This is a genomic window from Rhizobium sp. YAF28 (assembly GCF_052113285.1).
In the GTDB taxonomy this organism is placed as follows: Bacteria; Pseudomonadota; Alphaproteobacteria; order Rhizobiales; family Rhizobiaceae; genus Rhizobium.
In genome coordinates, this window is record NZ_JBFRCX010000007.1 from 7,501 (window position 1) to 20,967 (window position 13,467).

The following is a 13,467-nucleotide window of genomic DNA, read 5'->3' on the forward strand; positions in this document are numbered from 1 at the left end:
CGCAATCGCATCAGGGATGGCGAAGTGAAAGGCCGGCGATCACCACAGAAAACACACGAACGCAACAGACCCCAGGCCGAACCGGCCGGCAAGCGGGTCACGCTTCCACGTGCGCTCTCCAAGCTTGGCTATTGTTCTCGCACGCAGGCCGAACGGCTGATCGCTGAGGGCCGCGTCGCGGTCGGTGATCGCATTGTCACGGATACCTCGGCATGGGTCGATCTTTCGACCGCCCTTATCAAGGTCGATGACAAAGAGATCGTCGCAGAGGCCAGGATCTACCTGATGCTCAACAAGCCGCGCGGCCTTGTGACTACGCGTCATGATCCGGAGGGCCGCCCGACCGTCTATGACTGTCTGGCCGATTTTGATGCCCCACACCTCTCTCCTGTCGGTCGGCTCGACAAGGCGAGCGAGGGGCTGCTGCTCTTTACCAACGATACGGAATTCGCACAGACGCTGCTCGATCCAATCACCCACGTCTCGAAATCCTACCATGTGCAGATCGATCGGATCGCCGATGACGACATGCTGGCGGCGATGATGTCAGGTCTTCGGCATGACGGCGAACTGCTGCGCGCGACCGCTGCCCGCAAGCTGCGCGAGGGTGACCGCAATTCCTGGATCGAAGTGGAATTGCAGGAGGGCCGCAACCGGCAGATCCGCCGAATGCTGGAAGCGCTCGATATCGCCTGCCTGCGGCTCGTGCGTGTCGCGATCGGTGGGCTGGAGCTTGGCGACCTGCCGAAGGGATCGGTCAGGGCGCTGACTGAATCTGAACTGAAGGACCTTCGCCGGAAGGTAGGTACCGGCAAGGCAATACGGGATTGAGAATGAACGAGATGAAGCCGCATGATTTCTGGCAGGAGATCCATCCGCCGGGCAGTTTCGAAACGGGCGGCGATTTCACCTCCTTCTTTACAGCGGAACTGGAAGATGGCAGGCAGTTGCGGCTGCCGATCCGGGTACTTTCGGATGGTGAGCATGCGCTGGCCTCGCTGATCATCAATCAGGCAAGCTTTGCGGTGCTGGATGTGCTCGCCGAAAACCTTGCGGCAAAGATAGAACCATCAGGCATCGATGTGGTCGCCGGCCTGCCGACACTCGGCCTGACGCTTGCGGCGGCCGTCGCCCAGAAGCTCGGCCACAGCCGTTATGTGCCGCTCGGCACCTCCCGCAAATTCTGGTATCGCGACGAACTGTCGGTCGCCCTCTCATCGATCACCACGCCGGAACAACAGAAACGGCTCTATGTCGATCCGCGCATGCTACCCCTCCTGGAAGGACGCCGCGTCGCGCTGATCGATGACGTCATATCGAGCGGGACCTCGATCGTCGCAGGTCTCGATCTGCTCGCAAGCTGCAGCACAGAACCCGTCGTCATTGGCGCGGCCATGCTGCAATCGGACCGCTGGCGCGCCAAACTCGACGCCGCAGGCCCTCAATGGCAGGCACGCACGAAAGGCGTTTTTGCCACGCCCATCCTAGAGCGGACAGCCGAAGGAAAATGGCGCAGACCTGCCTGAGCGACATCAAAATCACATGTGAGGACCGATCATTCTTTCGTCTGAACGGGCTATACAGCGCCGGACGAGGAGCTACATTCGGCGTGTGATCGAAGACAGGAACCACCGATGACGCTTGAGCAAGCAGCCCTCCTGATCCTGCTGGTGGTGATGCTCTTCCTGTTCTCCCTCGACCGCCTGCGCATGGAAGTTATCTCGATCGGCGGATTGCTTGCGGGCTATATGCTCGGTCTTTATCCCGCCGATAGCATCTTTGCCGGCTTCGCAAGCCCTGTCGTCGTCACCGTGGTCGAAATCCTGCTGATCGTCCAAGTACTGGCGCGCACCAAACTCTTTGACAGCCTCGCCGAGCGCTTCGTGGCATCGGGTCTCTCGCATTTCCGGGTCATAACAGGCGTCTCCGCTCTGACCGGCTTCATCTCGATCTTCATGAACAATATCGGTGCCTTTGCGATCAGCTTGCCGCTGGCGTTGCGGCTGAGCACGCTCATGAGCATTCCACGCCGGCAGCTCGTGATGCCGATCTCCTTCGCCGCTCTTCTCGGCGGTCTCGTCTCTTTGATCGGCACGCCCGCAAATCTTCTCGTCAGCGATGCGCTTGAGAAAACCACCGGCAAAGGTTTCCGCTTCTTCGACTTCGCTTATGTCGGGCTTCCGGTCGCCATAACAGGCATTCTGCTGATTGCGCTGATCGTGCAGCGATTGTTTTCGAAGCCCGACGAGGCCGCGGAAGTGCCAACTCCGCCGGCCCGCCGTATCATCGTCGAACGCAGCATTCCCGAGCATTCGCCGCTCGTCGGCGTAACACTTGCCCAATGTCTCGAGCGTTTCGGCATCCAGGCGCATGCCCTGATCCGCGACAGGGCTTTCGTCTTTGGCCCGCTCGAACAATCGGTCATCCAGCCGGGTGATATTCTGCTGGCGCAGGGCGCGGATTCGGTCTTCGCGGATCTGGCCGCCTCGCAGGCGCTGGTGCCAGACGCCCATCCGCACGGACTGCAGCCGGATTTCGTCAGCATCGAAGCCGTCGTCATGCCGGAAAGCACGGTCGTCGGCTCCCGCATCGCCTCACTCGAGGTCTTCCGCAATCGCGGGATCACGATCTCGGCACTGTCGATGCGTTCTCCCCGCATAGAAGGACGCTTTGCGGATCTGCAGCTTTCGATCGGCGACATATTGGTGCTGGAAGGCCCGAAAGCGGCGATAGCTGAGGCGTTGGAAGAGTGTGAATGCCTGCCGCTTGCCTCCGCAGCGCCCTCCCCCGGATCGTCAGCTTCATGGCAGCCTTTTGCAATCTTTGCCTGCGGCGTTGTCGCTTCCGCCTTCGGCCTACGCCCCGATATTGCTCTTGCCTTCGTGTTGCTGGCGCTCGCACTGCCCGGCTATCTCAACATTCGCCATGCAATGGCGGATCTCAACTGGCCAATCATCATCATGCTCGCCGCGATGATCCCGATCGGCCAGGCGGTCGCAACAACCGGCACGGCCGAGACCATCGCGGCATGGCTGAGCCTGGCATTCCCGATCAGCCATCCCCTCTGGGGCATTGCACTCGTTCTGTTTCTCGCCATGGCGCTGACGCCCTTCGTCAACAACGCGACGGTCGCAATCGTGCTTGCGCCGATTGCGCTGGAATTTGCAAGAGCCGGCCAGCAGCCGCCGCAGGCCTATCTAATCGCGGTGGCGGCCGGCGCCTCGCAGGATTTCCTGACCCCCTTCGGCCATCACAACAATACCCTGTCGATGAGCATCGGCAGCTACCGCTTCGGCGATTTCCTGCGCGCCGGCTGGCCGCTGACGCTCGCCGGCTATATAGTCACGCTCATTCTCATCGCCCTCTTCTGGCTTTGAATGAGCCTTTGCTTGACTTCCCCGGCAATGAAACTAGAGCAGGGACAGTCTAAGCCGATAGAAGGACAGCCAGGCACCGTGCGTATTCTCTCCGAAGCCCATTTCCCGGAACTGCCGAACTACTATCGTGGCAAAGTGCGCGAGAATTACGATCTTCCGGATGGGCGGCGCATCATCATCAGCACCGACAGGCTGAGCGCCTTCGACCGCATCCTGACCTGCATTCCCTACAAGGGACAGGTGCTGACTGAGACGGCCCGCTACTGGTTCGAGGCAACGAAGGACATTTGCCCCAATCACGTTCTCGACTATCCCGATCCGAACGTCGTCATCGGCAAGCGGCTCGACATTCTTCCGGTCGAAATCGTTGTGCGTGGTTATCTCGCCGGCACGACCGGCACCTCGATCCTGACGCTCTATAAAAAGGGTGAGCGCGAGATGTACGGCATGCTCCTGCCCGACGGCATGCGCGACAACCAGATTCTTCCCGAGCCGGTGATCACGCCAACCAGCAAGGAGTTCGATGGCGGCCACGACGAGCCGCTGACGCCGGCCGAAATCGTCTGCCGCGGACTGCTGACGAAAGAGCAGTGGGAAACGCTTTCGAAATATGCACTGGCGCTTTTCGCCCGCGGCCAGGAAATGGCGGCAAAACGCGGCCTGATCCTCGTCGACACCAAATATGAATTCGGCACAGACGAGAATGGTAACATCATTCTCGCCGACGAAATCCATACGCCCGACAGCAGCCGATACTGGGTGGCGGAAACCTATCCCGCTGCCTTCGAAGCCGGCAAGCGGCCGGACAGCTTCGACAAGGACTTCGTGCGCGCCTGGGTGGTCGAGCGCTGCGACCCCTATAAGGATGAAATTCCGGAAATTCCAGTCGAGCTGATCGAGCAGACCTCGGCCGTCTACATCAAAGCCTACGAATGGATCACCGGTGAACGCTTCGTACCCGACGACCGCGGCGAAACGCCAGCGGCGCGTGTCCGGGCAAATCTCGCGCCCTATTTTTCCTGAACCGTTGAAGACAAAGCTGCGAGCCTGCTTGCAGCCTTTCAACCAATCGCGCTAGCATCGGAAAAAGGGGTGCCGGGCCGAGCCCGGCGGGGGACAGATGGCACGCAGGCCCAGACGCAAGGCCGAAGAGACCAGGGAGGATATCCTCTCGATGGCGGAGACGCTGTTTCGCCAGCACGGCTTCGTCGCGGTTTCCATCGCCGATATCGCCTCGTCGCTGCACATGTCGCCGGCCAATGTTTTCAAGCATTTTCAATCAAAGGCGCTGCTTGTCGATGCGATTGCCGAGCGCCATCTCGGCAATGCCACGGAGCGCTTCGCCGCCGTCGACACCAGCCTGCCGCCGAAGGAGCAGCTGCTGAGCTTCGTCCTGCGCCTGCTCGACAGCCATCTGCAGGACATCCAACAGAACCCCTACATCTTCGAAATGGTGATCTCGACCATCGACGCCAAGCTCGACGCCGGTCATCGCTATCGCGAACGGATAGAGCACAAGCTCGGCGAGATCATCCGTGAAGGCGTGGCCGAAGGCAATTACCATTGCGACAATACGGACGCGGCAGCCCGTACCGTTGCAGACGTTCTGGCCTGTGTTCTGCATCCCATTCTCATTGCCAAGGACGACAAAAACACACTTGTTCACCGTGCGGAAAAAATCGTGTGTTTCGTGGATGCCGCACTGCAAAATAACCCTTGCTAAGTGACGATTGCTGAATTACGTCACTTCGTAAAGCTTTTCTTAATATCGGATAACGGCATCTGTTTCCGGATCAATCATCACTCTTTATAGAGCGGCGCCTCATAGGGCCGGCGATTGAACCGCTACTGCCAACCGCACAGGAATTCAGCATGATTCGGCGTGCCCTCATCGTCTCCTCGGCCCTCTTGCTGGTTATGGGCCTCGCCGCCTGCAACGAGAGCGGCAGCAAGCCCGCCGGCAATGCAGGCGCAGGCGGCGCTGCCCAGCAGGCTGCCCCGGTCGGTGTGGTCACACTGAAGAAGGATACCTATCCGATCACCACGATCCTGCCTGGCCGCGCCGAAGCCTTCCAAGTGGCCGATATCCGCCCGCAGGTGAACGGCATCATCCGTGAAATCGCGTTCAAGGAAGGCGGCGAAGTCAAGAAGGGCGACCTGCTCTACCAGATCGACGATGCCGCCTACCGCGCAGCGGTCGAGCAGGCCCAGGCTGCGATTTCCAAGGCTCAGGCAGGCGTGCCGAGCGCCCAGAGCAATTTCGACCGCTACCAGCGTCTGGTCGGCAGCGGCGCAACACAGATCGAATTCGAAACCGCCCGCACGGCCCTTGCCCAGTCAAATGCAGAGGTCGAATCCGCGAAGGCGGCATTGAGCGCGGCGCAGATCGACCTCGATCACACGAAGATCACCGCCCCCTTCGACGGCGTCATCGACCAGACGGCCTACAACATCGGCAACGTCGTTGCGGCCAACCAGTCGACCGCACTGACCACCGTCCGCCAACTCGATCCGATCTACATTTCGCTGACGGAATCGAGCACCAACCTGCTGAAGCTGCGCGATGCGATCGCTGCCGGCGAGGTCAAGGGCGAGGACAACAACATCGCGTTCCGGCTGATCCTTGAAGACGGCCGTGAATATAATCAGAAGGGCAAGCTCGACATGTCGAAGCAGGTCGTCAGCGAAACGACCGGCACCTTCATCATTCGCGTGGTTTTCCCAAATCCGGACCGCGTCGTCCTGCCGGGCATGTATGTCCGCGCCACGGTCGAACTCGGTGCTGAAGCCGGATATTCCCTGCCGCAGCTTGCAACAACCCGCGATGCCAACGGCCGCCTGACCGCACAGTTCATTTCCGCCGAGGGGAAGGTCGAGACCCGTGTCTTCGAAAATGCCACACCCTCCAACAATTCCTGGCTGGTGACGCAAGGCGTGAAGGACGGCGATCAGCTGATCGTCAGCGGTCTGCAGTCGATTGTATCAGGCATGCCGGTAAAGCCGGTTCCAATGAAGATCAACGACAACGGCGTGGTTGTCCCTGCCGATCAGCCCGTGGCCGGAGGCGAACAGAAGCCTGCAGCAAAGTAATGCGCAGACGCTTTCGTATCGTCACCGTCCCAGCCGTACAGGAATAACCGATGGCCAAGTTTTTCATCCGACGACCGATCTTCGCCTGGGTCATTGCGATCACTATCATGCTCGCAGGTCTGCTCGCCATCTTCACGCTGTCGATCTCGCAATATCCGGACATTGCGCCGACCACGGTCCGCATCAACACCAGCTATCGCGGCGCGAGCGCCGAGACGGTCGAAAAATCGGTGACCACAATCATCGAAGACGGCATGACAGGTCTCGATGACCTCACCTACATGACCTCGACCTCATCGACAGGCTCAGCCAGTATCTCGCTGACCTTCGGGACCAGCATCAATCCTGACATCGCGCAGGTGCAGGTGCAGAACAAGCTGCAGCTCGTCCAGTCGCAGCTCCCCGGCGACGTCATCGATGCCGGCATCAGCGTCACACGCTCCACCTCGAGCATTCTTCTCGTCGGCTCGCTGGTCTCGACGGACGGCAAGCGCACCTCCGTCGACCTCGGCAACATCATGTCGACCTCGATCGAGGACCAGATCCAACGCCTGGAAGGCGTGGGCAGCATCAACGTATTTGGCTCCGGCTATGCGATGCGCGTCTGGCTGGATCCGTTCAAGCTGCAGAAATACCAGCTTACCCCTGGCGACGTGACCTCGGCCATCCAGGCACAGAACACCCAGGTCTCTGTCGGCTCGCTCGGCGCCCAGCCGGCCGTCCCGGGCCAGCAGATCAACGTCACCATCACCGCACAGAGCCAGCTCACCACCGTCGCGGATTTCGAGCACATCATCCTGAAGGTCGAAAAGGACGGTTCGACAGTCCGCCTCAGCGATGTCGCCCGCGTCGAGATCGGTCAGGAAAGCTATGGTGGCAGCTCGCGCTATAATGGCCTGCCATCATCAGGTTTCGCCATCAACCTTGCGATCGGCGCGAACGCCATCGATACCGCCGCCCGCGTCCGTACCGCGCTTGAAACGATCGGCCGTGGCCTGCCGGAAGGCGTCGAGATCACCTATCCCTACGACACGACCCCCTTCGTCGAGCTGTCAATCGAGAAGGTCGTGCATACGCTGATCGAGGCGATCGTGCTCGTCTTCGTGGTCCTGCTTATCTTCCTGCAGAACCTGCGCGCGACATTGATCCCGACCATCGCCGTTCCCGTCGTGCTTCTCGGCACGTTCGGCGTCCTTGCGGCAACAGGATATTCGATCAATACGCTGACGATGTTTGCCATGGTGCTGGCGATCGGCCTTCTCGTCGACGACGCCATCGTCGTCGTGGAAAATGTCGAACGCATCATGTCGGAGGAAAAGCTCTCGCCGCTCGAAGCGACCGAGAAGTCGATGGGTGAAATCACCGGTGCCATCGTCGGCATCGCTCTCGTGCTGACCGCCGTTTTCATTCCAATGGCCTTCTTCGGCGGCTCTACCGGCATCATCTATCGCCAGTTCTCCATCACCATCGTTTCGGCCATGCTGCTGTCTGCGCTCGTTGCCATCGTACTGACGCCGGCGCTCTGCGCCACGATGCTGAAGCCGGTCAACGAGCATAAGAAGCATCGCATCGGCGACTGGTTCAACCGCAACTTCACCCGCTCGACCAACGGCTATGTCCGCACCATCGGCTACCTCTTGAAGCGGCCGGTCCGCGTCATGCTGGTGTTCCTGCTAGTCGGCGTCGGTTGCGCCTATCTCTTCTCGCGCCTGCCCAGTTCGTTCCTGCCGCAGGAAGACCAGGGCGTGCTCTTGACCATCGTCACCACGCCGCCGGGCTCCACCACGCAGCAGACGCAGGCCGTTGTTGAAAAGGTCGAAAAATACTTCCGTGAAAACGAGAAGGATGCGGTGGATTCCGTCTTCGGCGCGCTCGGCTTCGGCTTCAACGGCTCGGGCCAGAACAGCGCCATCGTCTTTACCAAGCTCAAGGACTTTTCGCTGCGCACCAATCCTAATCTCAGCGCGCAGTCGGTGGTCAACCGGGCTCTCAAGAACTTCTTCACGATCCGCGAGGCGCAGGTCTTTGCGCTGCTGCCGCCCGCGATCCAGGGTCTCGGCGTGTCGAGCGGCTTCTCCATGTATCTGGTGGATACCGGCGGTCATGGCAATCAAGCCCTGACGGCCGCTTCCAAGCGGCTGATCCAGATGGCTGGCGCCACCGGCAAGGTCGTCGCGCTCCGCTCGAATAACAAGGAAGTCGAGCCGCAGATGAAGATCCTGATCGATCAGGAGAAGATCGGCGCCATGGGTGTCGACCTCGCCTCGGTCAACTCCATGCTGTCGATCATCTTCACGGGCCGCGACGTCAACGACTTCACGCTGAACGGCGAGATCAAGCCGGTCTACGTTCAGGGCGACGCTCCCTTCCGCATGCAGCCGACCGATCTGAACCACTGGTATGCCCGCAACAACGCGGGCGAGATGGTGCCCTTCTCCGCCTTCACGACAACCCAATGGGTCGATGGCGCGCCGTCGCTCGCCCGTTTCAACGCCGTCAGTGCTATCCCGCTCGACGGAGCGGCAGCTCCTGGCGTCTCCTCGGGTGAAGCCATGAACGAGATGGAAGCCCTGACCGAACAGCTCGGCGGCGGCTACACGGTCGCCTGGCAGGGCATCTCCTATCAGGAGCGGCTCTCGGGCTCGCAGGCCCCTATGCTTTATGCGATTTCGGTTCTCGTCGTCTTCCTCTGCCTGGCTGCCCTCTACGAGAGCTGGTCGATCCCGTTCTCGGTCATCATGGCAGTGCCGGTCGGCGTGCTCGGCGCACTTGCCGCAGCAACACTATTCGGGCAGGCGAACGACGTCTATTTCAAGGTGGGCCTGCTCACGACCATCGGCCTTGCCGCGAAGAACGCGATCCTGATCGTGGAATTCGCAAAAGACCGAATGGAGACGGGCATGGGGCTCATCGAGGCAACGCTGGAAGCAGCAAGGCTGCGCCTGCGCCCGATCATCATGACCTCTTTGGCTTTTATTCTCGGCGTCGTGCCTTTGGCCATCGCAAGGGGCGCGGGTTCCGCTGCCCAGAATGCGATCGGCATCGGCGTGCTTGGGGGCATGCTTTCGGCGACGATGCTCGGCATTTTCTTCGTGCCGTCCTTCTTCGTCGTGATCCGCCGCATCTTTGCCACACGGCAAAAAAATGAGGCGGGAGTGTGATATAAATGCACTGTGAGAAAGCTTTCCGGATTGCTACATTGCGCACGGACTGCTTCGGCATGTGTTTAGCGTAAGGAACGAGGCGCGTCAGGCCGATAGTGAAGCATGACGCTTCGGACAAGAATTGACTTGCTCGAGTTACAGGATGAAATGCATGGTATCTCTTCGTTATGCCACACCGGCGCTATTGTTATTGCTGTCGGGCTGTGTAGTAGGCCCTGATCACGTACCTCCTGAAATGGCGCTTCCTGGAAAATTCAGTGAAGGTGGCAAAAAGAACATCGGCGATGTCGCTACCACGGCCTGGTGGACCGCCTATAACGACCGCAAGCTCGACAGCCTTGTCCAGACCGGCCTTAGCCAGAACCTGACGATTCAACAAGCGATCGAGCGCATCAATTCCGCATCCGCCAACGTGACCGTCGCCGGCGCCGGTGCCTTGCCTGCTCTCGATGTTGGCGCTTCGCACACCGTCAGCGGCCAGACCGGCGAGCTGCGCGACCAATTTAACACCCGCAATACCAGCGCCGGACAGCTTTCCCTGTCCTGGCTGCTCGACATGTTCGGACTTTTCAGGCGCAGCAAGGAAAGCGCCCTCGCCTCTCTTGATTCCGCTTACGCGGGTGCCGACATCGCCAAGCTGTCCTACATCCAGGACCTTGTCTCAACCTATATTGACCTACGCTTCTTCCAGCAGCGCCTGGCGCTTTCGAAAGCCAACCTGAAGTCCCGTCAGGAAACCTACGACCTCACCAAGTTCCAGCTTGATGCAGGTGCGGCGTCCCGCCTCGACGTCGTTCAGGCTGAAGGTCTTGTCCAGTCGACGCTGGCAGAAATCCCCGGCCTCGAAACCAACATCCGCGTTTCGGCCCATCATATCGCCACCCTCCTCGGCCAGCCGGCCGGTTCGATGGTTGATGAACTGTTGCGTGGCTCCGGCCAGCCGACTTTCCGCGGCGGCATCAATTCCGGCATTCCGGCCGACCTGATCCGCAACCGTCCAGATATTCGCCAGGCCGAGCGCAACCTCGCCGCCGCTACTGCCCAGATCGGTGTCGCAGAGGCTCAACTCTACCCGTCGATCTCGCTGTCCGGTTCGATCTCGCCGAGCTACATCAACCAGCGCGGCATACACGGCGGCCTGTCGGCGTGGTCCTTCGGCCCGACCCTGAACCTGCCGATCCTCGACGGCGGCAGTCTGCGCGCCAATGTCGACGTCTCCAAGTCCAACGCCGTCGCATCCTACCTCGCCTGGAAGCAGACCGTCCTGACGGCAATCCAGCAGGTCGAGGATGCCCTGTCGGCCGTTCGCCGTGACGCCCAGACGGTTGATGCGTTGCGCGCCCAGGTCCGGACGACGCAGGAAACCCTCGAGCTTTCGACGGCATCCTACAAGGACGGCGCTTCCTCGCTGCTCGACGTTCTCGACGCCCAGCGTCAGGTCTCTCTCGCTCAGGCAAGCCTTGCCGCCGCTGTTCAGCAGATGGCGAAGGATTACGCTGCGCTCAACATCGCAACCGGCGGCGGCTTCGCTCCGGGCGGCAAGACCACCGGTCCGGGACCGGTCAAGGCTGCCAAAGGCAGCTAAGCTCCTCGCATAGTATCATTCCGAAGCCCCGCGGTTTCCGCGGGGCTTTTTCTTTGCGTGAATATCTGCCGGGATAGATAATATGCGCATGGAAGGAATTTGGATTCGACAAGCCGCAATCGCTACGCTATGCAGTTGATTAAACGATTAAGCGCAGCACTTCGAAACAATGGCTTCACAACGCCCGGGACCCAACCTCAGCAGGATAGCGACGTCGCTTGGCGTCTCTGTTGCCACGGTCTCGAATGCGCTCTCCGGCAAAGGCCGGGTTTCCGACGCCCTGATTGAAAGAATTCGCACGCATGCTGCTGAACTCGGTTATGTGCCGAGCCAGGCCGGCCGGGCGCTGCGCACCGGCCGCAGCGGCGTGCTCGGCCTTGTCCTGCCCGACATTGCCAATCCTCTCTTTCCGAAGATCGCCCAGGCCATCGAATATGCTGCATCCGCTGCAGGCTACGGCGTGCTGATCGCCGACTCCCGCGGCGATATCACGGCGCAGACCGAGGCCATCAACCGGCTGGTGGAGCGTGGCGTTGACGGCATGGTGGTCGTACCGCGCCGTGCCACTCGCATTTCCGCCGCAAGCTGCCCGGTCGCAGTCATCGATACCGCCTCCACGCCCGGCAATACGGTCGCTGCCGACCACTGGCAGGGCGGCAGGGAAATCGCCGCCCATCTCGCCGGCCTCGGTCACAAGCAGATCCTGATCATCGGCAATAATCACGAATCCAATGTCCAGAATGACCGCGCCGGCGGCATCAGGGCCGGCCTGCAGCCTGGCATGCGCTCCGAAACACTCTGGATCGAGCGGTTGGAGAACGAGACGGGCGCCGGTTGCCGGCTGGGCCTTGCGGAAAAGGCGCGTCAGGGCTTCACCGCCTTTGCCGCCCTTTCCGACCTGCAGGCGCTGCACGCGCTGACCGAACTGCAGCAGGAGGGGATCAGCGTGCCCGCCGATGTCAGCGTCACCGGCTTCGATGATCTCATCTGGTCGCCTGTCGTCACGCCGTCGCTGACGACGGTGAGGATGGACATGGATACAATCGCCGAAATCGCCGTCTCGGCACTGGTCGATAGAATAAACGAAAGCGGCACACGAGAGGGCGTGCTGGTTACCGCGGAGACCGAACGCGTGCCCATGCAACTCATCATCCGCCAGTCATCCGGGCTCGCGAACCCGGCACCAAAAACCTCAGAGATGGAGAACTTGTAGAATGAAAAAGGCTCTTATTGCATCGGCGGCGCTCGCCGCACTTTACCCCCTCGGCGCCGCGGCACAGGAACGCACGCTGACCATTTCCGTCTACGCATTCGCGCAAGATGACTACAAGACGATCGTCTACGATCCCTTCGAAGCCAAGTGCGGCTGCAAGCTCGTTGTCGAAACCGGCAACAGCGTTGAGCGCATCGCCAAGATGGAAGCCAACAAGGCCAATCCGGTGGTCGATCTTGCCGCCGTATCCATGGCTGACGGCCTTGCCGCTTCCCGCGCCGGCCTGATCGACAAGGTCGATACATCCAAGCTTGAAAACTTCTCCAAACTCTATGATATCGCCAAGGATCCGAACGGCGACGGCATGAGCGTCGGCTACACCTTTTACGCCACCTCGATCGCCTATCGCGCGGACAAGATGAAGATCGAGTCCTGGGCTGACCTCTTGAAGCCCGAATATGTCGGTCACGTCGCCTTCCCGAACGTCACGACCAACCAGGGCCCGCCGGCGCTCTATATGCTCGGCCTCGCGCTCGGCAAGGACACCCCTGATCTCAAGGCGCCGATTGAGGCGCTTGGCGAAAAGAAGGACGAGATCGTAACCTTCTATGAAAAGTCTTCCCAGATCGTACAGCTGATGCAGCAGGAAGAAATCTGGGCCGCTCCGATCGGCCGCTTCTCTTGGGCAGGCTTTACCAAGCTCAACGTCCCCGTCGCCTGGGCAACGCCGAAGGAAGGCCAGACCGGCGGCATGAACGTGCTGGTCCTGACCAAGGGTTCGAAGAACCAGGATCTCGCCCTGCAGTTCATGGATTTCTGGCTCTCGACCGAAGTCCAGACCAAGCTCGCCGAAAAGCTGATCGACAGCCCGGCCAACAAGGAGGTCAAGGTCTCCGACAAGGTCGCCAACAACATCACCTATGGCGAAGACACCGCCAAGAGCCTGAAGCTGATCCCCTCCGCAGCCGCCCTCGACAGCCGCAATGGCTGGCTGAAGGAATGGAACGAAAAGGTCGGCCAGTAAGCCACTGCTGAAAT

Annotated in this window: 10 protein-coding genes; all 10 read left to right on the forward strand. The window is 60.5% G+C overall.

Annotated elements, in window-relative coordinates:
* Positions 1-24: 24 nt before the first annotated feature.
* The 10 genes from AB4Z13_RS16970 to AB4Z13_RS17015 all read left to right on the forward strand — a co-directional run bounded on the left by AB4Z13_RS16970 (position 25) and on the right by AB4Z13_RS17015 (position 13,453).
* Positions 25-831 carry a pseudouridine synthase gene (locus tag AB4Z13_RS16970; RefSeq protein WP_113323746.1) on the forward strand — a complete coding sequence of 269 codons (807 nt, stop codon included), beginning with the start codon at positions 25-27 and terminating at the stop codon, positions 829-831.
* An 11-nt stretch (positions 832-842) separates the two neighbouring features.
* Entirely contained in the window at positions 843-1,526 is a 684-nt protein-coding gene (locus tag AB4Z13_RS16975) for a phosphoribosyltransferase (RefSeq protein ID WP_113323812.1), read from the forward strand.
* A 108-nt stretch (positions 1,527-1,634) separates the two neighbouring features.
* Complete coding sequence (locus tag AB4Z13_RS16980; RefSeq protein WP_113323747.1) at positions 1,635-3,377, forward strand: SLC13 family permease; 1,743 nt, start codon at positions 1,635-1,637, stop codon at positions 3,375-3,377.
* A gap of 78 nt (positions 3,378-3,455) precedes the next feature.
* Positions 3,456-4,400 carry a phosphoribosylaminoimidazolesuccinocarboxamide synthase gene (locus tag AB4Z13_RS16985; protein WP_442206363.1) on the forward strand — a complete coding sequence of 315 codons (945 nt, stop codon included), beginning with the start codon at positions 3,456-3,458 and terminating at the stop codon, positions 4,398-4,400.
* 97 nt (positions 4,401-4,497) lie between these two features.
* Positions 4,498-5,100: a TetR family transcriptional regulator gene (locus tag AB4Z13_RS16990; protein WP_113323749.1), complete on the forward strand. Its 603-nt coding sequence runs from the start codon at positions 4,498-4,500 to the stop codon at positions 5,098-5,100.
* A gap of 149 nt (positions 5,101-5,249) precedes the next feature.
* Positions 5,250-6,467: an efflux RND transporter periplasmic adaptor subunit gene (locus AB4Z13_RS16995; protein WP_113323750.1), complete on the forward strand. Its 1,218-nt coding sequence runs from the start codon at positions 5,250-5,252 to the stop codon at positions 6,465-6,467.
* A gap of 50 nt (positions 6,468-6,517) precedes the next feature.
* Positions 6,518-9,628 carry an efflux RND transporter permease subunit gene (locus tag AB4Z13_RS17000; protein ID WP_113323751.1) on the forward strand — a complete coding sequence of 1,037 codons (3,111 nt, stop codon included), beginning with the start codon at positions 6,518-6,520 and terminating at the stop codon, positions 9,626-9,628.
* Positions 9,629-9,782: 154 nt separating this feature from the next.
* The gene (locus AB4Z13_RS17005) at positions 9,783-11,216 is read left to right on the forward strand and encodes an efflux transporter outer membrane subunit (RefSeq protein WP_113323752.1); all 1,434 of its coding nucleotides are present in this window, start codon (positions 9,783-9,785) and stop codon (positions 11,214-11,216) included.
* Positions 11,217-11,385: 169 nt separating this feature from the next.
* Positions 11,386-12,429: a LacI family DNA-binding transcriptional regulator gene (locus AB4Z13_RS17010; protein WP_113323753.1), complete on the forward strand. Its 1,044-nt coding sequence runs from the start codon at positions 11,386-11,388 to the stop codon at positions 12,427-12,429.
* 1 nt (position 12,430) lies between these two features.
* Positions 12,431-13,453, forward strand: a complete 1,023-nt coding sequence (locus AB4Z13_RS17015; protein WP_113323754.1) for an ABC transporter substrate-binding protein — start codon at positions 12,431-12,433, stop codon at positions 13,451-13,453.
* Positions 13,454-13,467 lie beyond the last annotated feature (14 nt).